Below are 23,350 nucleotides of genomic sequence, written 5' to 3'. Positions count from 1 at the left end.
CAATCACGTTTTAGATCAACTAACTAAGATAGAAGAGAAAGCCCCGCATTAGGCGGGGCCATCTGATTTTCTTGCTCTTGATTTTTAACCGCTAGCGAAGGTGGAGCCACGATGGACGCTTGACATTTTCATTGGAAGTTCTTGTGTGGCTTGACTGCGAATTTCATCGATGCGTGCTTGGGCAGCCTCTCCCGCTGCTGCGTCCGGATACTTCGATACCACAAGGAAACTTACATCGCCCGTTCTTACCATATCGACGCTCTCGGCCCCTAATCCTTTGATCATTGGCACATACTTGTCGCGAGCAATAGCTTCCATTTCATCGGTCCAGTCGGTCGTATCCCAATGTGAGACAGAATAGTAAGACATCAATCAATCCTCCCATTTCAGAAGTACCCTTTTTGGAAACTTCAGATGTCCAGTGTCGCACAGATCCATTTTTTCCCCTAGGTAAACCTCCGCGCTCATGCAAGGGTCAGCTTCGACCCGCTCTGCCGACCTTCACCCTTCGAAAATGCTGCGCCATGGATAAATGGCCGGTTTGCTGAAGCTGCACAGCAGCGCTCGGCCGTGAAGCGAACGGCAGGTGAGGGCCGGCACGCGCCATTCACATACTGTTCCGTCTAAATTGCCGCAATCTACCTGGCTTAGGTTCAATTTCAGACTTTAATCTTTTCGATGTCCTTCAAAACCGCATGCACGGCGAGGCCCGTCTCGGTCAGACCGTAAGTGACCTTTGGCGGTATGGAGTTCTCTTGTTCGCGCCAAACCAGCCCATCGGCTTCCAACTCGCGCAAGCGGGTTGTCAGCACCTTGGGGGAGATACCGGTGATCCTGCGGCGCAACACGCCGAAGCGACAAGCCTGCTGTTCGCCCAGCACGTAGATCACATGGGTTTTCCATTGGCCCCATAGCTTGCGCAGCAGCGTATCGGCCGCGCAGGGGATTTCAGGTTCGCCCCCGTCAGAGGAAACGAACGTTTTTTCTTGGGTGGTTTCCATTTGGTAACGACTTTCACTTGGTAACTTTTACCTTACAAAAGCCTCCAACCGATAGACACAATACACCGAGGGGCCCTGCGCGCCTTTTGGCATCGAAAGGAGAGCATCATGTCTCAAGGCACATCCCCGGCCATTCCCGGCCTGCACCACGTTACCGCGATCTCCGGCCCGCCCCAGGGCAACCTCGACTTCTGGGTGCGCATTCTCGGCCAGCGTCTGGTCAAGCGCACCGTGAACTTTGACGATCCCGGCACCTATCACCTCTACTATGGGGACCAGAATGCGGCGCCTGGGTCGATCATGACGTTCTTTCCTTTCGTGGATGCGGGCCCGGGCCGTGCGGGGGCCGGCATGGCGTCGGCGGTGGCCTATGCGATCCCCGATCTGGATCTGCGCATGGGAGACTTGGCAGAGGCTGCCATCGACTTCGAAGGGCCCTTTGAGCGCTTCGGCGAGCCCGCGATAGCTATGCGGGACCCCGACGGCCTGCGGGTCGAACTGATCGAAGGCGGGGCGCGGGATGGGGGGTTTCATAGCGTGACCCTCTGGCTCGAGGATGTCACTTCCACCGCCGCCGTGCTCGAAGCGATGGGATATGAGCGCGAAGCCGAGGAAGCCACCGCGACCGGCGGGACGGGCGGGACGGAAACCCACATCCGGTATCTCTCGACCGATCCCGAGCGTGGCTCGGCAGTTGACCTGATGACCTCGGATGCCCGCTCCATCGGGCGCTCAGGTGCCGGCACCATTCACCACGTTGCGTTCCGGGCACGTGACCGAGAGGAGCAACTGGAATGGCGCGCGCGGCTCTCGGCCGTCGGACAGCAAGTCACCCCGGTCATCGACCGGCAGTATTTCGATGCAATCTACTTCCGCACCCCCGGCGGGGTGCTGTTTGAGATTGCCACCGATACACCGGGATTTGCCGTGGACGAAGATCCGGCACATTTGGGCGAGGCGCTGAAGCTGCCCGAGAAATACGAGGCACATCGTAACCGTATCGAGCAGGTGCTGCCGCAGATCCGGGTGCCGTCGTGAGCGGTTTGGCGGCGACGACCCGCGGCACCGGTCCGCACGCGGGGCAACGGCTGGTCATTGCTGGCGCACCGCTGGAGCGCGCGCGCCTTGTGTTGGTGATGATCCACGGCCGGGGCGGCGCGCCCGAGGATATGATCGGCCTTGCCGACCACCTCTCGCTGCCTGACCTCGCCGTTCTTGCACCGCAGGCGGCCGGGCACTCATGGTGGCCGGACAGTTTTCTGGCACCGCTGGAGGCCAATGAACCGGGGCTCAGCAGCGGGTTGAGCGTCATCTCGACCCTGCTTGAGGACGTGTCGGAACAGGGCTTTGATCCGGAGCGGGTGGGTCTTGTGGGTTTCTCGCAAGGGGCTTGTCTTGCGGTGGAAGCGGCTGCGCGGCTTGCCCGTCCGTTCCGCGCGGTGGTCGCGCTCTCTGGCGGGCTGGTCGGCACGGGCGATGCGGACGGCGCACCGCGCGCCGATCTCTACGACCGCCCCGCCAAGACTTTTGCCTATGAGGGGCGGCTCCCAGATGTGCCGGTGCTGCTGGGCTGCCATGAGCGAGACCCCCACATCCCGCTGGCGCGGGTGTATGAAAGCGCTGAAATCATGCGGGGAATGGGTGCCAAGGTCGATACGCTGATCATTCCCGGCGCCGGACATAGTGTCGTCGAGCAAGAGGCCACGTGGCTGCGCGGGCAACTGAACATCGAGGGTTGAGAAGAGCTTCTATGGAAACTGACATCGAAATCACCCGCGAAGAGGGCGAAAGCAAGGGTCGCTACGTGGCAGTGGTCGAGGGCCATGAGGCCGAGACGACCTACTCCCGTCTCGGCGCAAGCACGATCATCATCGACCACACCGGCATGCCGGATGCCCTGCGGGACCGCGGGGTCGGTGTAGCTCTTGTGCGCCGCGGCGTAGGTGTTCGACGACCTATTGAAGTTTACCCGTGTGCTCCATGGCATAGCCCCCTTCTTCGTTGAGCTCACTTAATTTAAGCACAGCACCTAATGGCGCAAGAGGCCAATGAGCTATTTGGTGACGTGGTCAAAACGGTGTTTTGGACAGCAGTGTGTTGATTTCCAGGTCGAATTGGCCCATTTTTCATTTCGCGCTGACCCCTCTGGCTTATGATAACCTCATGGAAAGTCAGCGAAATTAATTCCAGTAAGTGGGTCACGTCGTTTCAGAAAACTGGGTCAATTTCTCGCACAATTCTACACCCTGACGATCCATCTGGCTGGCGGGAACTCAGTGCTTTTCGCAACTGTGTACTGGAACCGCTGTGTTGGGCTGGGTTACTTGTCGAAATCGAAGCAGAGCAGCAACGGCTGGGTGAGAGCCAGTACTTCAAGACACCACTTTGGAGCTCAGCTTTGAAACTGGACACCAACGATATGCTTGAGCATGCGCAACGGCACTGACCTCTGCCTTTATTCTGCTTAATGCAGACAGCGCTGGTGGTGGCCTACGCCTCTAAGCAGCCCGGCACAGCGAAGCAGTAATTCAGACATATTAGACAACTGAGGAATGCTACGAATACTAAAGGCGACGCACTAGGGAGGTAGTGCGCCGCCTGAACTCTGCGCTGATCCAAGGGAGGAGGTTTGGACCCGCGCTGGAGATAAACGTTGATCCAAGGGAGGAGGTTTGGACCTTCATTACATCCTAATTGAGCACGGTCACCAAGTTTTTCAACTGCCAACGCCGCATTGCAGCAATGCATTTTCTGCAAGGCAGCATTTGCCAGTTTTTTAAGCATAAATATTAGGCTTTGTATTCTATGAGAGCTCTTGTTAACCAAAACACCTGCAGTGTTTGACTTTAACATTGCCAGGCTCCGCAGTCTCCGTGATCTGGGAGGAGACCGTTGCAGACCGCGGAGCCATTTCCAACTTTGCGTTTGCTGTGCTATCGCCGCTGCGTTCATCTTTTACGGCATGTGCGTGGTAGGCCCGGCAGGACTTGAACCCGCAACCAAAGCGTTATGAGCGCTCTGCTCTAACCAATTGAGCTACAGGCCCACGCTGGATGGATTTAAAACCCTCAGGCAACCTTGTCGATGCTGAACTGACGTTCAGCGTTGACGATCCAATTTTTGACAGCGGGTTTCGCTCCAAAGCCCAAGCCAGCAATACTAAGGAAACACACTTCAAATAGGACGTCGTGTTCGTGATCTGGCCACGCTCCACCAGATTCCAAAACCAATCGACGCATCTCTGCAACGCGATCTGTAGCGGAGCGTAGGTGTTCGACGACCTGTTGAAGTTCACCCGTGTGCTCCATGGCATAGCCCCCTTCTTCGTTGAGCTCACTTGATTTAAGCACAGCACCTAATGGCGCAAGAGGCCAATGAGCTATTGGGCGACGTGGTCAAAACAGTGTTTTGGACAGCAGTGTGTTGATTTCCAGGTCGAATTGGCCCATTTCTCATTTCGCGTTGACCCCTCTGGCTTATGATAACCTGATGGAAAGTCAGCGGAATTAATGACAGCTTGTGGGTCACAACGTTTCGGAAAACTGGGTCAATTTCTCGCACAATTCAACACCCAGGCGGAAGGGTCTATCTTCCAATAGATCAATGGGTTCTACAATCCAAGACGGCGGCACTCATCCCTAGGCGGCAAAAGCCCCTCGGCCTTCGAACGAAAGGTTGCATAATTGAGTTGAGAGATCGGTACGTAAGCGTGACAAGACCACGGTCAATTTAGTCGTAGTTGGTTCCTAGTTTTTCACCACGATTTTGCGAGGGTTCTTGTCAGGCTTCGAACTTTGGTTCTTGTAAATCCAAACGGAAATAGCAGAAGAACTGGCCCTTGCTACATCGGTTATCACAACGCCTTGTTCCCGCGATATACGCTCGGCGAATGACAATTGCGCCGGACTTGGTGGCCGGGTTTCAGAACCGCTACCTTTATCCTCTCCAGCGCCTTCAGCTGTTTTGGAAGCGTGTTGCTCGAGGAACGTACGGCAGACCGATGCTGATTTGGTGTAGCCAGTTGGAGGCTTTATGCCCTTCTGACGCGCTATACTGTCGGCGAAACGCTTCATCTCAGGAGTTGGTGGCCGTCCACCGCCCCCGCCATCCAGTACAAAACCGGGCAAAGGCGACACACCGGCTGGCGAACCTTCGACGAGCTTTCCGATGATACGCTGGGCGACATCACAAACAGCATCGATGGCTCCAACCATTTCCTGTTTGCCGACAACAACATCGTCGAGCAGGCATTCGAGTTGCGCTGTCACACCCGGATCGACCAATGCTGGATCAGCTTGTAGGAGTACACCAAACAAACTCAATCCGGTATCGGTCGGTACAATGTTCTTCCCTTGAACAACCAGAAAACCCTGCCGTTTCAATCCCCCGATAATCTCGGCGCGGGTCGCGGGCGTACCGATGCCCTTAGCTTCCTTCAGCCTGTCGCGCAAAACCTCATCATCGATAAAGCGCCAAGCCTGCTGCATCGCTTCGATCAAAGTACCTTCATTATAGCGCGGCGGTGGCCGGGTTTCCTTGTCTTCGATGGCAGGGTTCCGCAATCGCGCGGCTTCGCCGTTTTGCATCTGAGGAAGCAGCTGCGCATCGTCACCTTTTTCATCGGCGGGTTGCCATTCCGGGAATGCCGCACGCCATCCAATATCAACGTGTTGGCGGCCTGTGGCCTTGAACGGAAATCCGCCCGGATCAAGCGTTGCGGTTGTCTGGCGGTAGCGGAAATCCGGCATGACGGTGGCCAAATATGCCCGTGCGATCACGTCAAACAGTTTTTTCTCGTCACTCGAAAGCCGCGGCCAGACGTCTCGCAATTTCTCAATCGTATTGACGTTGGGAATGACCGCGTGGTGGCTGGCCCCTTCCAGTCCCTTGTCATAAAAACTGCCGCTCTTGCCCTTTCGAATGACAGGCACCGCTGGCACAGGGATCGTGCTGAACGATCTTCCCGCTTGCAGTCCGGCTACGATCTTGGGCACGTCCCCGATCAAGGTCTCGGGCAGGTAACGCACTTCGGCACGCGGATAGGTAATAATCTTCTTACCCTGTCCGTCATAGAGTTCCTGAGCGATTTCCAGAGTCTTTGCCGCGGCCCAGCCGAAGCGCGAGGCACAGAGCTTCTGGAGTGACGGCAGATCATGCGGTTTCGGCGGTCCTTGACGCTTGCCCTCGACACGCACGCCGAGCGGCCCCTCAAAGTCGCGGATGGCCGCAACCACGGACTCAACAATCTCACGTTTTAGAATTCGTTCCCGTGGTGCATATCGCATCTTGAACTCACCGCCCTCAACCATGGCGGTGGCGACAACCTCGAAATAGGTCACGGGAACGAAATTGCGGATTTCCAATTCGCGTCTGCAGACGATCGCAAGGGTCGGCGTTTTCACACGCCCTACGCCGATGACACCTCGCGCGCCTCTGCCAAGGATGACAGTCGCTGTGCGGGTCAGTGACAAATTATATATCTGATCAGCTTGGCGGCGCGCAACAGCGGCGGCATAGAGCCGGGCGTAATCTGAGTTGGGTTTTGCCCGATCAAATGACTGACGGATGGTCTGAGTATCCTGGGCTGTAAACAGCACACGCATGACCTCGCCACGATACTTATAGTGTTCGAGGATCTCCTGGCCGATGAGCTGCCCCTCTCGGTCACAATCGGTGGCAAGCCAGACCCGCTTGGCTGTGCGCAGCGCCTCACGAATGGCTTTGAGCTTGGCTGCCTTGTTCCCGCCTTTTGCCGGTCGCGTGCCGTAAAGCTCTTGAGGACGCAGCAGGATTGGGGTCCAGCGCTTCCATCCGGGCACGACGTCCTGTGGTTCGAGCAAGTCGAACAAGTGCCCCTCGGCCGGTAAAACCACACCATACCGGGACCCAATGGCGGCGCGGACATCTTTCGCCTGGCTAGTTTTTTCGGTTATGACGATCTGATCAGCCATGACGAGCTCATTTGAAATAGTGCACAAAAAAGAACATAAGGTGAATTCGCAAAGCTGGCAAATGGGATTTTTAAGGAGCCACACAATTAGGCAACGCTTCCGAACTCATGTCTCGCTGCAATTCTTGCATTTTTGTCCGATCAAAGCTTGTAGAAGCATGGCGCTCTCCCTCGCAAACCACTTGATAACCCTTTCGAAGGTCAGGTTTGGGCCGACCGACGCAAAAGGCGCCGTTCGGCACGATAACTGTTGACCGATCAGCCGGGATGGCACGGTTTAGAAGAATTTGCGCAGCAGGAAGCCGCCCAATAATGTGACGCGCACCGTGATCTCTTCATAGTCGGTGGTCCGCCGGGCGGGCAAAGGCTTGAGGCTGGTGCGCTCAACGTCAATGCGCTTGGCATTGCGCGCATTGATCCGCCCCAAGACCTAATCGATGAAGCGGCGATAGGCAGTCAGGTCCGAGAAGCCGCGCGACCCACGCATGATCAGCGCATCAGTAATAGCCCGCTTCAGGTGTCGGTTTCGTCGAGGATGAGCTGAATGGTTTCCTCCGGCTGATCCCACATCGGGAAATGACCGCATTTCTCAAACCAGTGCAACCTGGCGGATGGAAATGCCTCCATTGCCCTGGCGGACTGCCGTGGCAGACACAGACGATCCTGGCGACCCCATCCGATGACGACGGGCCGGGACGTCTCCGCCGCAGGTCCCTCCTGTTCCGGCGCAGTGGCGAGGTCGCGCACAAGCGCATCGAAGGTCTCCGTCGCAGCAAAACTCTTCAGCTCGGTCGCGACGATCACGCCGTCCAGCTTCCACGGACGTGCGGAGAGCTGCGCCAAGAGCATGCTTCGAGACACGGCTAGCCCGGAGAGTGTTGGCAATGCCGACTCGAGACCGCGAACAAGCCGGATCGAAGCAAGAAGGGTGGAGCGGAAGTAAGTTCTCTCCCAGCCTTGCCAAAAGCCGCCGGGATCCAGAGCAATTGTCGCGCCGACTTTCCCACGCCGTGCCATCTCGAGTACGATCCTTGCACCGACCGAGCTGCCAACGATATCGATCCCATCAAAGCCTTGATCAACGATAAAGGCCTCGACGCTGTCAGCGAGCCCCTTGAACGTGTCACTGTCGGTAGCTGCTGGTGTTTTGCCGTGCCCGGGTAGGTCAACGGCCACGACATCGCGGGACTCAGAAAGCGCGGGAAGGATCGTGGTCCATGACCGCCACGACCCACCGAGGCCGTGCACGAGGAGAAGCGGCGGGCCCGCTCCTTGACGAATGAAATTCAGCATCCTTGCCCCTTCAGTAAGCGTTCGAAATCGAAAGGCGTGCCTTCAGCCAGCTCTTGCCTCACGGGGTCAACGCACGGAGTGGCTGAATGATCCTCACATCGTTCAGTTCACGCAGCCCGCGCCCTCTGGATCACGTACAGCATCGATCGCTTCCTGGGCGGGGTTCTTCCATTAAGGCGCCAGACAATGACGGCCAATCCGTATTCGTGCCGTCGATTTGCGGCGGCGCGACTGATGCAATGCTCCCAGCAGATACGCTGACGGCCAGATCCATGGCGTTCGCGGCCGCACCACCCGACACTAAGGGCGGATTGCGGACTTTCGCTGCACTTGCAAACTAAATTGGGCAAGCCGAAGAAAGCGGACGCTCAAGGCTGACATCCGCAGCGAAAGTCTGCAGTGAGCTCAATGCGTCGGCTTTCTGCAATGCAGCTAATGTCCGCTTCGATGTTTTGACAAAGCACCGGCCGTAAATTTTCTACGCCCGGAACTGATAATCTAGCGTCACTAACAATGTCATGGCCCAAAATAAAGTTTTAGATTTCCAGTACAGTACAGCCTGTTGTCTTGCGCGCCTCCAGCGCTTCATGAGCTTTTGCCACATCACTCAAGGCGAACCGCTGGCCAATGTTGATCTTCACATCTCCTCTCAGCACTTTTGCGGCAAGATTCTGCGCCATGGTCTGACAGGTTTCGTGATCGCCAATATGCGTGAACAGCGTTGGACGCGTTATTTTCAGCGACCCCTTTTTTCCCAAAATACCTACATCAAAAGGGGGGACCGGCCCCGAAGCATTTCCGAAAGATATCATCATGCCCAGCGGTTTCAGCGAATCGAGCGATCCGTCGAAGGTGTCTTTGCCCACAGCGTCCATCACCACGTCGACGCCTTTGCCGCCTGTCAGGCTGCGTACTTGCGCGACCCAATCACCACTGCGGTAGTTCAGGCAATGGGTTGCTCCATGATCCTGCGCGAGCTGGCATTTCTCATCTGTTCCTGCGGTTCCGATCAATGTGATCCCTTCCGAGCGCGCCCATTGGCAGGCCAAAAGGCCCACACCGCCTGCTGCCGCGTGAAACAGCACGGTATCACCCGACTTCAGAGGTGAGGTGCGGTGAAACAGATACTCCACCGTCATACCCTTGAGCATCATCGCGGCACCTTCCTCGAAGGAGATGCCATCAGGCAGTGGACAGACCTGAGCGGCAGACATTACACGTGCCTCGGAATAAGCGCCGGGCGGGTTCGAGGCATAGGCGGCACGATCACCGACTTTAAGATGCGTAACACCTTCGCCCACGGCCTCGATCACTCCTGCGGCTTCCATGCCCATCGCATGGGGCAATTGCATCGGGTAAAGTCCGGTGCGCTGGTACACATCAATGAAATTCAGGCCTACAGCTTTATGAGCAATGCGGACCTCGCCATTTCCCGGTTCACCGACATTCCGGTCAACCAATTTGAACTGCTCTGGTCCGCCATGCGCTTCGATTATTGCTGTTAGTGCCATTCCCAATCCTCCCATTTCGCCTTCACCAAGAGGGCATTTCTACCAAGATGTCCAATGCTTACTCGTAGCTGTTGTACAGCACATTCTTGATATGGTCGCTGGCTATGTTGATGATCCCTTTGTGTCTTTGGCTTTGGTATCGCCATCGCTGATAAACGGCCGACAGGAAATATTCGAACTTCTCGCAGCGAATTCTCGGTTTGTCCGCAGACCGACGTTTAAGCCGACAAAATGCTGCACGATGCACGAGTGGCCGCAAAGCGAGAGCTGCGGGGCAGCATCAAATCGACCGATATTCGGCCGCTAAGGGCCGTCCATATCGAACGGCCCAAACGCCTAGATTTCGATAGCTTCCGATATTGCCAGTGCATCTTCAAGTTCGACACCCAGGTATCTGACGGTGCTGTCCATTTTTGTATGCCCTAACAGAAGCTGAACAGCACGCAGGTTCCCTGTCTTCTTGTAGATCTGGGTGACCTTCGTGCGTCGCATTGAATGAGTGCCGTAGGCAGTGACTTCCAGCCCAATCGACGAAACCCAGTTCCGCACGATCCGTGCATACTGGCGCGTTGATATGTGGAGCCGCTCGTGGAAGCGGCCAGGCCACAGGTATTCGGACCCAACCATCAGTGGATCTTCCATCCACTTCATGACGGAAGTGCGGGTGCCTTCCGAAATCTCAAACCGGACTGGTTTTTGCGTTTTGCTTTGAAGGACGGACGCTCGTTCCTTGATCTGACCGGACGCCATGACATTGACGACCTTCATGCGGACAAGATCACAGCCGCGCAATTTGCTGTCGATCGCCATGTTGAACAGTGCGAGGTCGCGTTGGTTTTGGGCCAACTCAAGCCGCACGCGGATCGCCCAGACGTGTTTGGGTTTCAACGGTCGCTTCTGACCGACGATGCGGCCCTTGTTCCAAGCGGGCCGAAGCGCTCGAATGGCAGGTAAGTTTTGTGTTTGCATGAGAAATCCTCCGATCCACCATACCCTCCCACAGCGACAACCCGACGTTGACACAGCATCATATCATGAGATGCTGCGGTGAATCCGATGTCTGGTTCGAGCCCGTATTGTCAAATCTCGGCTGTGCAGCGAAGGCCTCCTCTGTAGTCTAATACATCTGGCCGGACGGTAGGAAATTGTCCTCCGCAGCATTCACCAGACCAAAGTCGGATAATCTCTCAGACGTATTGCACTAATCGTAGGACCATATGCCGATCCAGAGCGTCTTCAATGCGCATAAATTGGCCACATCATGCCCAGCAAGGGGGCCGCAACAGGAGAACGCACATGAAACTTTCCCACCTTCTTATAACCACCTCGCTTTGCGCTGTCGTCGCGATGCCAGCTGCAGCACAAGCGCGAACTTTTAGTGAAGTTGACAGTAGTGGTGATGGCCAGTTGTCGCAAAGCGAGCTTGAAGCCGCGTTCGGAGCGGCTGGCGCTAGCAGCTTCTTGAAGCAAAACGACCGTGATGGCAGTGGCACTGTCAGTGTCGCTGAAATTCAGATTTCGCAAAACGATGAGTCAGATGACGAAGAAGACGATGATCGTGATAGCGATGGGTCAGATGATGACAATGATCGTGACAGCAATGAATCAGATGATGACGATGATCGTGACAGCGATGAATCAGACGATGACGATGATCGTGACAGCGATGAATCAGACGATGACGATGATCGTGACAGCGATGAATCAGACGATGACGATGATCGTGACAGCGATGAATCAGATGATGACGATGACCGTGACAGCGATGAATCCGACGATGACTGATCTGTAGCGTTGTTCTAAACTGATATCTTTATAGTAGGCAGCTGAGAATCAAAGCAACTGCCTGCTAGACCCTAAGTCCAGAGAGTGTCCGGTTGGAGTGTCCCCATCCGGTGATCCTGTTTGAATGTTTGTGCATGTCGGTCTTAGGTTTATCGGGACGATGCTTTTTTGCGCTGGCAGCCGGTATCCCAAAGCGCTGTGTGGCCAGCCCAGATCCGCCCATGCCTGGAGAATTGATCCTGTTCCCAGCCTAACTTTTACATTGGGTGTATCCCTACGAAACATCACAGGACCGGGTTACGATTGCCTTTAATTCAACGTTCAAGAAGGCGCGGCAGAAGTCGAAGGATCAAGCTTAGACGTTTCCCCGCTTTATGGAACCGCGACAAATGGGAACCAGATGGAGCGCGTCATTCCGCGCGGCCCCAAAACTCATGCGCGATCAACGCGGCTTCAACTCGGTTGCGGGCGTGTAGTTTGCCCATAATCACCGTCATATAGTGCTTTACCGTCTTTTCCTGAAGGTCGAGCGCGATTGCGACTTCCTTGTTGCTTTGGCCTTTGGAAACCAGTCTCAAGATATCTTCTTCGCGCTTGGTCAAATCTTCGAGTGGAGAGGCGGGCGTGCTGGGATCTTCTCGTGACATGTAGGTCAACACCTTAGCTGCCAAGTTGGGCGACACATGCGCTTCGCCTTCCGCCACGCCCTTCAAAACCTTTCGTAGTTCGCTGGCTGAAACACCTTTCAAGATGTAGGCGATCGCCCCGAACTTAAGCGCATCGGAAACGTGCCCGTCTTCTTCAGAGACGGTTAGCATGGCAACGTATTTGGCGCTGCCTGCTGCTGAGATTGCCTTGACGGCCGTCAACCCACCACCGGGCATAGAAAGGTCGAGCAGGGCGATGTCGGGGTGTTTGACTTCGGCAAGGCGCGCGGCCTCTTGTGCTGAACTGGCCGTGCCAACGACACGAAATTCACCTGTTTCTTCCAAGCTTTTCACGACACCGTCGCGATAAATGGGGTGGTCGTCTGCGACGATGATGCGAATGGTCACGCGTTGTCCTCCCAAATTGGCAAACGGAGTCGGGCTTGGGTCCCATTTCCAGGATGAGACGCAATTACAAACGCGCCTCCTAATGTGGCGGCACGATCAGATAGACCAAGCAACCCTTGACCACCGTCGTCGCGAACGCCTAGCAGTTCGTCCGGCGCGAAACCGCGCCCGTTGTCTGAGACTAAGACGTCGATCCAATCATCCTCAACATTCAGTTCTACGGTGATACTTGATGCGATCGCATGACGTGCGGCGTTAGAAAGTGACTCTTGCAAGAACCGATAGACGCAAAGTTTTGTTGCGTCGTTGACGTGAACTGAACCGACCGATTGATCAACGAACTGCGCATTTGATTCATGAGCTTTGTTGTGTTCCGTCACCGCTTGCGCGGCACATTCACGTAAATCGAGTGTGGCGAGGTCCGGCAGCGACAATCCGCGTGAAATTTCACGCAACTCCTTCATTGCATTTTTTAAAGACTGCATGATGGTTTCTGCATCCTTAGAAGGGCCAAGCCCTGCGCCTTCTAAACGCAGACTGACTAATGATAAGTGCTGTGCCACTCCATCGTGTAAATCTTGGCCAATTCGCTGCATGATCTTTTCCGATTGCGCCGTTGACCTTTGCGCCGCCTGAGACACCCGCTTGCGCAGTGCGTCATTGTTCTTTGAAAGTTCATGGCTCTCGAGGAGTTGTGATCTTAGTTGTTCGCGTTGCCGCTCGATCAGACGGCTACCGGCATGGACGATCACGAATAGGAATGCGCCGCTCAGACCAAAAATGCGCGCGACCAACGTCCAGCTTTCGCGTCGGGCTTTGGCCAATTCTTCGGCCAATGGTTCTGCACGTTGATAAAACTCAACGACGGCCAAGACTTCTCCCGTATTGGCATCTCTGATCGGCACGTAAACTTCCAGCAAAGGGACGCCCACCGTTGCTTCCGGATGGTCAGCCTGCGCTTGCAAGGTTTGAAATCGGGACGCGACATCACCGGCCCAAGCCTGCAATAGCGCCTCTGAGGGCTCATATTGCAGCCCCCTTTGGTCTGGTCTGAAAGAGTCCAAAACCTCGCCGGTTTCGCTCCAGATAGTATAGGTGACGACCCGCTCGCTCAGGATGCCTTCTTGAAACGCTTGCCGCAGGACAAGCTGTGCGTCTTCAGAAACTGATGCACTGCCCTCTGCACCTCGCGTCTGGTTTGGCAGAAGGCTTTCGATATAGAGCGCTGCAGACGCCCCCGAATTCTGAACAACGCCGCGCTCGATGCGGTCCGTCACCCATGTGCCAACGGCATAAGCGCCGACCAAAAGGACGACCCCACCAGCCAAAAGAAACTGGACCGATAAGGAGCGCAAAATGCGCCCAATTCTGTGCGATTTTGCTGTCATCATAAGTTGATGCACCGACGCTGACGAAATTCCTATAGACTTAAGTCCGAATACCGTAATGTGTTCAGCTTACAACAATGGTCGTCAACGAAGCCGTCATTTGAAGAAGCCGAAGCGAATGGTAGCTTCGTCCGCAGACCTATCTTATAGCCGAGAAAATGCTGCGCGATGCACGAGTGTTTGCAATGACGGGCTGCGCTGCAGCATCTCGAAGAGGCGGTGAATGGCCGGTTTGGGCCGTCCCTGTTCAGGCTGGCAAGGTGTGCAATCACCGAGCCAGCCCTAACCGACACCTGAGCAGCATACCCAGGAATGGCTATGGCCCCGCTAACATGCAGTGTGCGGTTCGTGCAACTGCGCGTAGAGATCCGCTTGTCGATGGAAAATTAGAACACCAGTTAATGAACGCTTTCGGGAAGATACATCGCAGCGTCCCAAGTGCCGCCCAAGGTCCGCAATGGGGCCGGAAGTGACAGGGGGGGGCGGACTCCGCACTGCGCCCCAGCGATCGCGACCCGTCAGGGCGCATCGGCACGGGCCATGGGGACCGGGAGGATGGGCCGGGACGTTGCGGGCGAAAGCCAGTGTTCCGGCTAAAGGCTGAGAAGCGCGGTGACACGCCCAAAGGGCGAGGCAGGGGCCCTGACTAGTTGCTCCCGCCTTACCCCTGGCGGTTCATATATCCGCAAAATATCCGTGCGAGACCTTCACTAATTTTTAGGTGCCCCCGGCGCGATATTATTTCAAAGTAACGTATGTTCCAGGATCAAGCTGGGCACAACGAAATGCAACTTTGGAGCCCGTTGCCTCGTTGAGCATGCCTTGGATCGCCGCGCCTAAAGCCTCAAGGCTTTTCTGTGTGCGTTTTCCACCGGGCATAACGTGCATTTCTACATTTAATGCCGGCTCATCCTCAAGGCCCACAATTGACACAATTGCCAACTGACAGGCTGATTTTGGAACGTCTAGATGACCGATGATCATCTCACGAAGCGGTTCAAGCGCCGCGATCAGTTCTGGTTTGCGCACTGTGAGGACAGACTCATTTACGTAGATCTTGATGTTCGGCAATTTGCTTAGTCCTTAACCGGCGACCAGAGCGCTGAGGAATTGTTTCGGGTGACAGCCATGCCGTCAGGGTAACTTAAAAGTTCAAGCTGCATGCCCCACGGAGCACGGAAATAGACCCAACCCAAACCTTCGGAAGGTCCCTCAGTTATATGGGTCGGGTCGCCCTGTACCGTGACCCCATGCGCCTTGAGATGCGCCACGGCCAAGTCTATGTCAGCGACGACAAACCCAAGGTGGGCTGCGCCGACATCGCTGTTGGACGGCGCATCTTTTAGCGAACCTTTAACATCATATTCAAAGAGCTCGAAGGCTGGACCGTTTTTGCACCTGAGCATGCGCAGGTTTTTGATGACAGCGCGTGGATCAACTCCCAAATGCACAGCCATCCAGTCATCATCCGCAATGAATGGGCCGATTTCAAACGCCACTTCACAGCCTATGACATCGACAAAGAATGTTGTGGCCGCGTCAATATCGGGAACAGTAAAACCGACATGATCGCACCCGGCCAAGCCTGGTAGTCCACTGCTCATCGTGTGGACGCCGCATCGCTCACCATGGTCATCAAACGCAACTTCTGTAACTCAAACACCTTGCCTGCTACTTCGGCAAAGGTTTTCAGGTGCGGCATTTCCATATGCTTGTCCCATTCGGCTCGGTTAGTCCAGTTTTCGTAAAAGGTGAATTCTGCCGGATCTTCGTCGTCCTGATGCAGCCAGTATTCAATGCAGCCTAGCTCTTGGCGAGTTGGGTCTATCAGGCTGGTCAGAAACTCTTTTGTTTCTTCAATCTGACCGTCAAGGGCGCGTAGATGTGCGATCACCGTTAGTTGCGGGGTCATGATTTAGGTCTTCCTTTTTTAAGCGATAGTCCTGCATCGTTCAGTGCGGACAACGTGCGGTTGTCATTGACCTGATGACATTTCACGCAAGATTAGATTTTCTGCATCTCGAACAGCCTGACGTGGCGATTTCCCATTGAAAACAGCATCATGTATTTCTTGCCCAAGCGTGCGTTCAATCAGGTTGAAGGCTGGAACGGGTGGCCTGGACCACGTCACCAGTTCATTGCGGCGCGCCATCTGATCCACCATCCGCACGATGGGAGAGGAGGCCAACGCCTCCGGATCGGCGCAAACTGAGAACCTTGGGGCAACGGGAAAGCCATTCTTGACGTGGGCCTTCATAGCTTCTGGCGAAACCATCCAAGCGATCGCGTTTATAATCTGTCGCTGTCTGACGGCAGATACATTGGCTGGTATGGTCATCAGGAAGCCGCCAATCGGGGCTGCGATGCGGCCCAAGCGCCGAGCGGGTGGCGAAAGGTAAGCAACCCGCCGGGCGACGCGCGAACTGAGCTCGTGCTCGAAGCGTGCCGCGCGCATCGTCCAGCAATAGGCCATTCCGGCCTGACCCGACATGAAACAGGAAATGCGCTTTTCCCAATCCATGTTCGCGATGTCCGGCGGCGACACCTCCACCAGTTGCTTCATGTAATCGATGACCTCGAGAGAGGCATCGCTGTCGATCTGCAGCTTCAGCTTTTCAAACCGGTCGAACCGCCAAGTGTCTTGATTGTGCAATGGCATGTCGATTACGGTCTTCTGGCAGGCCGCCAGAAAGAACATGAAGGAATTGGCGATTGGCATACCGCGCTGGCCATTCCATGCAATCCCGTAGAATTCGTTGGCGGGGCGATGCAGGGCGCGCGCCGCGCGAATCGTCTCTTCGAAGGTCTTCGGATATGACAGGCCCTCCTCCTCGAACAGGTCGCGGCGGGCAGCAAGGATCTCTATCGTGCAATAGAGCGGGATGCCATATTGTGTGCCGTTCCAGTTGCCCGTGCCCCAGACCGAGGGGTGGAAATCCAGCGCATTGATCGCCGCGTCCGTCAACAGGTCGTCCAGCGGGGCGAGGCAGCCTTTTTCCGCAAATTCCCCCAGCCACGGCATGTTCAGCGACACAACGTCGTACTCAGGTACCGCGCTGCCGCCGGTGGCCAGGGCGGTCAAGTAAAGATCAGGCAGACGTTTAAGGTCGAAACTGCTTTTGCGGCCCAGATCATTACGAAAATCCGACCACATGTTGCGCATCGACGCGAAGTAGTTGTCGTCGTTCAGCAGGAAACGCATGTCGCTCGGCACCGTCCCGCCAATGTCTCCGGTCTGAATCGGAGAGATGATCTGTGACGCGAAATAGCTACCGCCGAAGTAGTATTCGTTCGCCTCTGCACCTTTACGCAGGCCGAAGGTCTTGGCTAGATGCGCCTTCACATGATTGGCGTAGTCCATAAACGCCGTTAGCAATTTCTCTGAGGGTTCTAAGAAATGGGTCTTCAACCCGCCACCGCGCGGGACCTGCCGGATCAGGTTATCGGCAACCATCTTTGTCACCATGCGGTTGCCAGTGCTGTAAGGAACGCGCGCCAAGGCAATCAGGCCGGATTTGTCGATCGGGCGTTCGCGCAGATGCGCGTCGACCAGTTCCAGCACGACATTCCAGAACACGTCGGGCTTAGCGTCCGGCAGGCCTTCGTCGAAGGGCGCGCGAAGTTTGCGCAGGAAATCGACGATCCGCGACAGTTCATGACTTGTCAGTTCGGCCTTCGGAGCCGGTTTGGCAGCCTGCAATTCCATGTCGTTCCTCTTAGACGTCGGATAGGCCCCCGCGCCATTTCACCAAAGCGAAGAAATCCTGGTCATTCAACCCTGCAGCGGCTGCGCCACGGTATTGCTCTAAAATCACTGCGGTGATGTGCTGTGGCACACCATGGGCGCGTGCGGCATCGTTGATCAGGCTGAAATCCTTAATCATCTGGTCCACCGAAAACGCTGGACTGTAATCGTCTGCGACGATGGTCTCGGTTTTGTATTTCAGCAAGGGGGACGCAACGGCGCTTTCGCCGACGACCTCCATGATCGCGGACCGGCTCAGCCCACCACTTTCGCCAAGGGCTAGGGCCTCGGCCATGATAGCGGCGGTTGCCCCTACAAGGGTGTTCAGGACAAGTTTCATGTAGCGCGCCTCCTCGCCCTCTCCCAGGTAGAATTGGCGGACCGACAGATGAGCGAGGTAAGGCTCAACAGTGTCCCAAGCAGTTTTCTCACCAGACGCCAGAATCGTCAGCGCCGCCTTTTCCGCCAACGCGGTGCTTCCCGACAAAGGTGCGCGAAGATATTTTATACCGTTATTTGAAAGAACTGTCGCAATCTCGGCCGAACATTCCGGCGAAACAGTGCTCATCTCGACAAAGATCGCACCGGGGCGCAAACTGGTCGCAAGGCCGGGCGTTGTTTCAGTCCCCACCACCACACTCCTAAGGACCGCGTCATTCGGCAGTGTCGAAAATACGATGCTTCTGTCGGCATGCGCAGCGGCATCTATGCCAAGCGTCGCCCCTTCCCGGACAAGTGCCTCCGTTACACCAGCGTCCGGGTCAGTCACGGTGATACCGATGCCCTGCGCCAGCAAGTTGCGGATCATCGGTGCGCCCATTTTGCCCGCCCCGATCCATCCCACAGATAGATGGTCTTGCGTGCCCTCGACGGTGTTCAGTTTGATCGCCACGTTTTTTCCTCCGGACCGGCCTCTACCGAAAGATATGCCGGAGGCAGTCATTAGTGGTGATGCAATTTCTCCGCTTAGGATAAATCAAAAAAATAATCTCCGAACCGGAGAGTTAAGATGTTTGTGTAGACAGCGGTGGGAGCAGTGCTGTCCTGCAGAGGATAGTGGATGTTGGTGGCCCCTGCAGAGTGGGGGCAGAGCGGCAAGCAGGAGGAACGACCCGATGAAAGCAGTGCGATTTCATGGCGCGAAGGACATTCGTGTCGAAGATGTGGCCGAGCCGTCGGGCGATCTGGCACACGACGATGTGCTGATTGCGCCCATTGTGACGGGCATCTGCGGCACGGATCTGCACGAGTATATCGCGGGACCGATCGTTACCCCGCAAGAGCCTCACATCTTTACTGGCGCGACAAACCCGCAGATTCTTGGTCACGAATTTTCCGCGAAGGTGCTGGCCGTAGGCTCTGGCGTCAGCCACGTCGAGGCAGGTGACCGAATTTCGGTTCAACCACTGCTTTCGCCGCGCAATGATTACTACGGCAAGCGGGGGCTGTTCCACCTGTCACCTTCGATGGGATGTGTCGGCCTCAGCTGGGCCTGGGGTGGCATGGCCGAGAAGGCTGTCATCAAGGATTACAATGCGCAGCCGGTGCCGGCCAATCTGTCCGACGAACAGGCAGCCATGATCGAACCCGCAGCGGTGGCGCTTTACGGTGTCGATCGGGGCGGCGTGACGGGTGGCAGCACGGTACTGGTATCCGGCGCGGGCCCGATCGGCGCGCTGACGGTGCTGGCCGCTCATGCGGCCGGGGCCGCGACGATCATCGTATCCGAACCCAACCCGAACCGCCGCCGCATCATCAAGGACATCGCGCCCTATGCCCATGTCATCGATCCGCGCAGCAGCGATTTGGCTGCGATTGTTGCTGACCTGACCGAAGAAGGCGTCGGCGTTGATGTCGCTCTTGAATGTGTCGGCATGGAAGCCTCGCTCAATGCATGTGTCCACGCCGTCCGCCGCCAAGGTAAGGTAGTTCAGGTTGGCCTGCACATGAAGCCCGCCAGTATCGACGCAATGCTCTGGGCGCTTAAGGATATATCGGTCGAGGCAACCTGGTGTTACCCGACGCAAATCTGGCCGCGCATCGCCCGGATGATCGCGGCAGGCACCTTCCCGGTCGAGAAAGTCATCACCGCCCGCATCGCCGCCGAAGATGTCGTCGCCAAGGGGTTCGAAGCCCTGCTTGATCCGGCAGGTGAGCACCTGAAGATCCTTGTGACGACCTGAAAACACTTTTGACCAAACCCAAGAAAGACCCAAGTCCATGACCGCAAACAACATTGCATTGATCGTCGGTGCCACCGGCCTGTCCGGCTCCTACATTGGACGCCACCTGAAGTCCGAAGGCTGGACGGTTGTGACCATGTCGCGCAGCGCCGTGGACCTTGATTGGTCCGACCGGCACATAGCGGCCGATCTGGAGGACGGAGCAGGGGCCAAGGCTGCCCTGACCGCGGCGCAGGATGTGACCCATGTGTTTTACTGCACATGGTCCCGGCAATCGTCCGAAGATGAAAACGTGCGCGTCAATGCGGCCATGATCCGCAACCTGTTCGACGGTATTGCAGAGGCACCCGTTCAGCACGCGGCACTGGTGACGGGATTGAAGCACTACCTTGGGTCGTTTGACGACTACGCCAAGGTTACGCCCTATACCCCGTTTCTGGAAAGCAGCCCGCGCCTGCCGGGGGCGAATTTCTATTACGCGCAAGAAGACGTGCTGTTCGAGAAGGCCAAGGAACAGGGGTTCACGTGGTCGGTGCACCGTCCGCACACCATGATTGGTTTTGTCGTCGGCAATGCCATGAATATGGCCGTGACGTTGGCGGTCTATGCGACGATCTGCAAGCAGACCGGGCGGCCCTTCGTCTATCCCGGCTCGCCAGAGCAATATAATGCCGTCACCGATGTTACCGACGCGCGCATTCTAGCCAAGCAGCTTCACTGGGCTGCGACAACGACAGAGGCCGCTGATACGCCATTCAACATCGTCAACGGCGACGTCTTCCGTTGGACATGGCTGTGGAAGCAGATCGCGGATTATTTCGACGTCCCAGTTGCGGCCTATCCTGGTCAAGTCACCCCGCTTGAAGAGACGATGTCCGATGCCGCCGAGGTTTGGGCCGACATCGTCGCCAAGCACGACCTGCAGGATATCCCGGTCGGCAAGCTGGCGTCCTGGTGGCACTCGGACGCTGATCTCAGCCGGACACTCGAATGTTTTACTGACATGACCAACAGCCGTGTGCTGGGCTTTGACGCCTATCAACCGACGCCTGCTAGCTTCTTTGACGTGTTTGATACGCTGCGCGCACAGCGCATCATCCCCTCCTGAAGGACGATACCGATGCATTATGTGATCCATTGCCTCGACCATGACGGTGCCGTTGAAAAGCGGCTGGCACATTACGAGGCGCACAAGGCTTATCTTGCTGCTGCACCCGTAAAGACATTGGTTTCTGGCCCATTGTTGGCTGATGACGAGGAAACGATGATCGGAAGTTGCTTCTTGCTAGAGGCGGACACCTTGGCCGAAGTCGAGGCGTTCAACAAGAACGATCCGTTCAACCATGCCGGTCTGTGGAAAACGATTTCGATCCGGCCCTTCGCCAAGCGTGTGGATAATCGCTGATGGCGGGCCCGGTTGGAATTGCACTGGTCGGTATGGGCTGGTGGGGGCAGAAAATGCTCAATGTGCTCCAAGCGGCACCAGGCGACATCCGCGTCGTGCGCGCCGTAGAGCCTAATGTCGAAAGCGTGCGCGATCTGTGCGCAGGTCAAGGCATCGCGCTGTCTGCTGATTACGCCGACGCGCTGAACGATCCGGCAGTCGAGGCGGTGGTGCTCGCGACGCCGCATTCCCTGCATACCGATCAGATCGCGCAGGCCGTTGCTGCTGGCAAGCACATCTTTTGCGAAAAGCCGCTGGCCCTGACCAAGGCCGAAGCCGAAGCCTCTGTCGCGCTGTGTGCGGGCGCTGGCCTTGTGCTGGGCATGGGCCACGAACGGCGGTGGGAGCCGCCCGTGGCTGAGATGTTGGCCAAGGCGGATGCCGGCGAATTGGGCCGCATACATCAGATCGAATCCAACTTCAGCCACGACAAGTTCCTGTCGCTAGATCGCGACAACTGGCGGCTCAAGGCTGACCAAGCCCCAGCTGGCGGCATGACGGCCACGGGCATCCACCTGCTGGATCTGTCCGTGCGGCTGCTGGGCCGCGCCGAAAGCGTACTGTGCATTTGCGAGCAGCTCTCGTCCGACCTGCCCCAAGGCGACACGGTCGCGGCCTATGTGAAATTCGCAGGCGGCGGCACGTCCTATGTCTCAGCTTCGCTCGCCAACCCGTTCATGTCCCGCTTCACGGTTTACGGATCAAAAGGCTGGATCGACATCCGCGACAAGGCGCACGTCGAAAGCCCTGATGGCTGGATCGTGACCTCTTCCATGGTTGGCGACCCGATCGAAACGGTGGAAGTCGGCAAGGCCGAACCGGTCAAGGATAACCTTGTCGCCTTTGCCCGCGCAGTGCGCGGCACAGCGACCTATCCGATTACCGCCGAACATCTGGTGAATAACATCGCCCTGCTGGAGGCCGTCTTTGCCTCTGCCATCAGCGGCAAGATCGAACGCGTGGCCTAAGCGCCGCCTAAGCGAGGAGACGACGATGAAGGCCCTGATATTCGACAAACCCAATGCGCCCGTGGTCATGGACGTGCAGTCGCCCAGCATTACCGAAAACGAGGTGATGATCCGCACATCCCGCGTTGGTATCTGCCATTCGGATTATGAACTGCTGTCCGGCAACTACATTATCCCGATTTCCTATCCTGTCACCCCCGGCCATGAATGGGTCGGAGAGGTTGTCGAGGTTGGACGCAACGTCCAGGGCCTGAAGGCCGGCGACCGGGTCGTTGGCGAATGCGTCATCAATACGCCAGAGCGTATTCACCACTTCGGCTTTTCCATGGACGGGGCGGATCGCGAATACTTTGCCGCCCGGCCCGAATGGCTGCACAAGCTGCCCGACGGCGTCGACGACGCAAAGGGTGCACTGATCGAACCCTTTACCTGCGGCTATTACGCCGTGCTGCGTCATGGCGGCGTCGACGCATCGCAAACCGTCGTCGTGTCCGGTGGCGGCACCATCGGTCTTGTGTCCGCAGCCGCCGCCATCGGCATGGGAGCGCGCGTCATCGTGGTTGATCCCGTGCCGCTGCGACGAGCGATTGCATTGAGTTTGGGGGCCGACGCCGTCGTTGACCCCACCGACGGCGATCCCGTCGCGGCGATTACGGAAATGACCAAGGGCGGTGCCGATTTGGTGGTCGAATGCGCCGGACATGCGGCGTCACTGGCCAATGTCTTTGACTACGCCCGACCCGAAGGTTTCGTGTCTATGGTAGGGATCAACATTGGTCAGAAATTCCCGGTCGAGTTGGGCAAGATTCAGATCAAGGACCTAACCGTGCGCGGTTGCATCGGCTCGCCCGGTGTCTGGCCAGGTGCGATCCGGTTCCTGGAACGCACCGGGATCGACCTGTCGCCGATCCAGACGCACAGCTTCGGTCTCGACGATGCGCTGGCCGCCTTCGAGCTGGGTAAGGACCCACAAAAGGCGGTTAAGGTCACATTGATCATAGGCTGACCAACGACGGCGCAACAGGGG

General features: G+C 56.6%; 22 protein-coding genes, 1 tRNA gene and 1 pseudogene. 9 read left to right on the top strand and 15 right to left on the bottom strand.

Annotated features, from left to right (window positions below; all coding sequences use genetic code 11):
- Nucleotides 1-84: 84 nt before the first annotated feature.
- Together KBW81_RS18305 and KBW81_RS18300 are read right to left on the bottom strand one after the other, a co-directional pair.
- Nucleotides 85-369, bottom strand: coding sequence for a hypothetical protein (locus tag KBW81_RS18305; protein ID WP_254249196.1), 285 nt, complete (start codon nt 367-369; stop codon nt 85-87).
- A 290-nt stretch (nt 370-659) separates the two neighbouring features.
- Nucleotides 660-1,001 carry a winged helix-turn-helix transcriptional regulator gene (locus KBW81_RS18300; RefSeq protein WP_090191768.1) on the bottom strand — a complete coding sequence of 114 codons (342 nt, stop codon included), beginning with the start codon at nt 999-1,001 and terminating at the stop codon, nt 660-662.
- Between the two features lie 108 nt (nt 1,002-1,109).
- Here KBW81_RS18300 and KBW81_RS18295 point away from each other — a divergent pair, with 108 nt between their 5' ends.
- Genes KBW81_RS18295 through KBW81_RS18285 form a run of 3 tightly spaced genes read left to right on the top strand, consistent with a single transcriptional unit; the run spans nt 1,110 to nt 3,006 of the window.
- Complete coding sequence (locus KBW81_RS18295; RefSeq protein WP_254249195.1) at nt 1,110-2,039, top strand: ring-cleaving dioxygenase; 930 nt, start codon at nt 1,110-1,112, stop codon at nt 2,037-2,039.
- Nucleotides 2,036-2,740 carry an alpha/beta hydrolase gene (locus KBW81_RS18290; protein WP_254249194.1) on the top strand — a complete coding sequence of 235 codons (705 nt, stop codon included), beginning with the start codon at nt 2,036-2,038 and terminating at the stop codon, nt 2,738-2,740. The genes KBW81_RS18295 and KBW81_RS18290 overlap by 4 nt, the downstream gene beginning before the upstream one ends.
- Before the next feature lie 11 nt (nt 2,741-2,751).
- Nucleotides 2,752-3,006: a GNAT family N-acetyltransferase gene (locus tag KBW81_RS18285; RefSeq protein WP_254249193.1), complete on the top strand. Its 255-nt coding sequence runs from the start codon at nt 2,752-2,754 to the stop codon at nt 3,004-3,006.
- Between the two features lie 964 nt (nt 3,007-3,970).
- On the opposite strand, the gene KBW81_RS18280 is transcribed toward KBW81_RS18285, so the two are convergent.
- From KBW81_RS18280 to KBW81_RS18255, 6 genes and pseudogenes are all read right to left on the bottom strand, one after another.
- Nucleotides 3,971-4,047 (bottom strand) — tRNA-Ile (locus KBW81_RS18280).
- Between the two features lie 700 nt (nt 4,048-4,747).
- A complete protein-coding gene (locus KBW81_RS18275; RefSeq protein WP_254249192.1) occupies nt 4,748-6,952 on the bottom strand; it encodes a type IA DNA topoisomerase in 2,205 nt (734 codons plus the stop codon).
- Nucleotides 6,953-7,231: 279 nt separating this feature from the next.
- Nucleotides 7,232-7,471 (bottom strand): annotated as a pseudogene (locus KBW81_RS18270) (IS21 family transposase); the annotation flags it as partial.
- Nucleotides 7,465-8,244 carry an alpha/beta fold hydrolase gene (locus KBW81_RS18265; RefSeq protein ID WP_254249191.1) on the bottom strand — a complete coding sequence of 260 codons (780 nt, stop codon included), beginning with the start codon at nt 8,242-8,244 and terminating at the stop codon, nt 7,465-7,467. The gene KBW81_RS18265 and the pseudogene KBW81_RS18270, both read right to left, overlap by 7 nt.
- A gap of 536 nt (nt 8,245-8,780) precedes the next feature.
- Complete coding sequence (locus tag KBW81_RS18260) at nt 8,781-9,755, bottom strand: quinone oxidoreductase family protein (RefSeq protein ID WP_254249190.1); 975 nt, start codon at nt 9,753-9,755, stop codon at nt 8,781-8,783.
- Nucleotides 9,756-10,091: 336 nt separating this feature from the next.
- Entirely contained in the window at nt 10,092-10,724 is a 633-nt protein-coding gene (locus tag KBW81_RS18255) for a tyrosine-type recombinase/integrase (RefSeq protein WP_254249189.1), read from the bottom strand.
- Between the two features lie 327 nt (nt 10,725-11,051).
- Between KBW81_RS18255 and KBW81_RS18250 the strand changes: the two genes are divergently transcribed.
- Nucleotides 11,052-11,540, top strand: a complete 489-nt coding sequence (locus tag KBW81_RS18250) for an EF-hand domain-containing protein (protein WP_254249188.1) — start codon at nt 11,052-11,054, stop codon at nt 11,538-11,540.
- 410 nt (nt 11,541-11,950) lie between these two features.
- Here the strand turns inward: KBW81_RS18250 and KBW81_RS18245 are convergent, their stop codons facing one another.
- From KBW81_RS18245 to KBW81_RS18215, 7 genes are all read right to left on the bottom strand, one after another.
- Nucleotides 11,951-12,595 carry a response regulator gene (locus KBW81_RS18245; protein ID WP_254249187.1) on the bottom strand — a complete coding sequence of 215 codons (645 nt, stop codon included), beginning with the start codon at nt 12,593-12,595 and terminating at the stop codon, nt 11,951-11,953.
- Nucleotides 12,592-13,986 carry a sensor histidine kinase gene (locus KBW81_RS18240; RefSeq protein WP_254249186.1) on the bottom strand — a complete coding sequence of 465 codons (1,395 nt, stop codon included), beginning with the start codon at nt 13,984-13,986 and terminating at the stop codon, nt 12,592-12,594. The genes KBW81_RS18245 and KBW81_RS18240 overlap by 4 nt, the downstream gene beginning before the upstream one ends.
- A gap of 735 nt (nt 13,987-14,721) precedes the next feature.
- Entirely contained in the window at nt 14,722-15,054 is a 333-nt protein-coding gene (locus tag KBW81_RS18235) for a hypothetical protein (RefSeq protein WP_254249185.1), read from the bottom strand.
- Nucleotides 15,055-15,059: 5 nt separating this feature from the next.
- A complete protein-coding gene (locus KBW81_RS18230; protein ID WP_254249184.1) occupies nt 15,060-15,587 on the bottom strand; it encodes a VOC family protein in 528 nt (175 codons plus the stop codon).
- The gene (locus KBW81_RS18225; RefSeq protein ID WP_254249183.1) at nt 15,584-15,895 is read right to left on the bottom strand and encodes a putative quinol monooxygenase; all 312 of its coding nucleotides are present in this window, start codon (nt 15,893-15,895) and stop codon (nt 15,584-15,586) included. The genes KBW81_RS18230 and KBW81_RS18225 overlap by 4 nt, the downstream gene beginning before the upstream one ends.
- Before the next feature lie 63 nt (nt 15,896-15,958).
- Complete coding sequence (locus tag KBW81_RS18220; protein WP_254249182.1) at nt 15,959-17,689, bottom strand: extracellular solute-binding protein; 1,731 nt, start codon at nt 17,687-17,689, stop codon at nt 15,959-15,961.
- A gap of 10 nt (nt 17,690-17,699) precedes the next feature.
- Nucleotides 17,700-18,620, bottom strand: a complete 921-nt coding sequence (locus KBW81_RS18215) for an NAD(P)-dependent oxidoreductase (RefSeq protein WP_254249181.1) — start codon at nt 18,618-18,620, stop codon at nt 17,700-17,702.
- Nucleotides 18,621-18,843: 223 nt separating this feature from the next.
- Between KBW81_RS18215 and KBW81_RS18210 the strand changes: the two genes are divergently transcribed.
- Genes KBW81_RS18210 through KBW81_RS18190 form a run of 5 tightly spaced genes read left to right on the top strand, consistent with a single transcriptional unit; the run spans nt 18,844 to nt 23,329 of the window.
- A complete protein-coding gene (locus KBW81_RS18210) occupies nt 18,844-19,911 on the top strand; it encodes a 2,3-butanediol dehydrogenase (protein ID WP_254249180.1) in 1,068 nt (355 codons plus the stop codon).
- 37 nt (nt 19,912-19,948) lie between these two features.
- Nucleotides 19,949-21,019, top strand: a complete 1,071-nt coding sequence (locus KBW81_RS18205) for an SDR family oxidoreductase (protein ID WP_254249179.1) — start codon at nt 19,949-19,951, stop codon at nt 21,017-21,019.
- A gap of 12 nt (nt 21,020-21,031) precedes the next feature.
- On the top strand, nt 21,032-21,316 hold the full coding sequence (locus tag KBW81_RS18200; RefSeq protein WP_254249178.1) for a YciI family protein: 285 nt from the start codon (nt 21,032-21,034) through the stop codon (nt 21,314-21,316).
- Entirely contained in the window at nt 21,316-22,323 is a 1,008-nt protein-coding gene (locus tag KBW81_RS18195) for a Gfo/Idh/MocA family protein (protein WP_254249177.1), read from the top strand. Before KBW81_RS18200 ends, KBW81_RS18195 begins: the two co-directional genes overlap by 1 nt.
- Before the next feature lie 25 nt (nt 22,324-22,348).
- On the top strand, nt 22,349-23,329 hold the full coding sequence (locus KBW81_RS18190; RefSeq protein ID WP_254249176.1) for a zinc-dependent alcohol dehydrogenase: 981 nt from the start codon (nt 22,349-22,351) through the stop codon (nt 23,327-23,329).
- Nucleotides 23,330-23,350 lie beyond the last annotated feature (21 nt).

It is taken from the genome of Loktanella salsilacus (assembly GCF_024206795.1).
In the GTDB taxonomy this organism is placed as follows: Bacteria; Pseudomonadota; Alphaproteobacteria; order Rhodobacterales; family Rhodobacteraceae; genus Loktanella; species Loktanella salsilacus.
This window is presented reverse-complemented; position numbering and strand designations above follow the sequence as displayed.

What these genes read in the sequence shown, in the direction of transcription:
- KBW81_RS18305 (WP_254249196.1), bottom strand. Translation starts at nt 369, where the DNA reads ATGTCTTACTATTCTGTCTCACATTGGGATACGACCGACTGGACCGAT.
- KBW81_RS18300 (WP_090191768.1), bottom strand. Translation starts at nt 1,001, where the DNA reads ATGGAAACCACCCAAGAAAAAACGTTCGTTTCCTCTGACGGGGGCGAA.
- KBW81_RS18295 (WP_254249195.1), top strand. Translation starts at nt 1,110, where the DNA reads ATGTCTCAAGGCACATCCCCGGCCATTCCCGGCCTGCACCACGTTACC.
- KBW81_RS18285 (WP_254249193.1), top strand. Translation starts at nt 2,752, where the DNA reads ATGGAAACTGACATCGAAATCACCCGCGAAGAGGGCGAAAGCAAGGGT.
- KBW81_RS18275 (WP_254249192.1), bottom strand. Translation starts at nt 6,952, where the DNA reads ATGGCTGATCAGATCGTCATAACCGAAAAAACTAGCCAGGCGAAAGAT.
- KBW81_RS18265 (WP_254249191.1), bottom strand. Translation starts at nt 8,244, where the DNA reads ATGCTGAATTTCATTCGTCAAGGAGCGGGCCCGCCGCTTCTCCTCGTG.
- KBW81_RS18260 (WP_254249190.1), bottom strand. Translation starts at nt 9,755, where the DNA reads ATGGCACTAACAGCAATAATCGAAGCGCATGGCGGACCAGAGCAGTTC.
- KBW81_RS18255 (WP_254249189.1), bottom strand. Translation starts at nt 10,724, where the DNA reads ATGCAAACACAAAACTTACCTGCCATTCGAGCGCTTCGGCCCGCTTGG.
- KBW81_RS18250 (WP_254249188.1), top strand. Translation starts at nt 11,052, where the DNA reads ATGAAACTTTCCCACCTTCTTATAACCACCTCGCTTTGCGCTGTCGTC.
- KBW81_RS18240 (WP_254249186.1), bottom strand. Translation starts at nt 13,986, where the DNA reads ATGATGACAGCAAAATCGCACAGAATTGGGCGCATTTTGCGCTCCTTA.
- KBW81_RS18230 (WP_254249184.1), bottom strand. Translation starts at nt 15,587, where the DNA reads ATGAGCAGTGGACTACCAGGCTTGGCCGGGTGCGATCATGTCGGTTTT.
- KBW81_RS18225 (WP_254249183.1), bottom strand. Translation starts at nt 15,895, where the DNA reads ATGACCCCGCAACTAACGGTGATCGCACATCTACGCGCCCTTGACGGT.
- KBW81_RS18220 (WP_254249182.1), bottom strand. Translation starts at nt 17,689, where the DNA reads ATGGAATTGCAGGCTGCCAAACCGGCTCCGAAGGCCGAACTGACAAGT.
- KBW81_RS18210 (WP_254249180.1), top strand. Translation starts at nt 18,844, where the DNA reads ATGAAAGCAGTGCGATTTCATGGCGCGAAGGACATTCGTGTCGAAGAT.
- KBW81_RS18205 (WP_254249179.1), top strand. Translation starts at nt 19,949, where the DNA reads ATGACCGCAAACAACATTGCATTGATCGTCGGTGCCACCGGCCTGTCC.
- KBW81_RS18200 (WP_254249178.1), top strand. Translation starts at nt 21,032, where the DNA reads ATGCATTATGTGATCCATTGCCTCGACCATGACGGTGCCGTTGAAAAG.
- KBW81_RS18195 (WP_254249177.1), top strand. Translation starts at nt 21,316, where the DNA reads ATGGCGGGCCCGGTTGGAATTGCACTGGTCGGTATGGGCTGGTGGGGG.
- KBW81_RS18190 (WP_254249176.1), top strand. Translation starts at nt 22,349, where the DNA reads ATGAAGGCCCTGATATTCGACAAACCCAATGCGCCCGTGGTCATGGAC.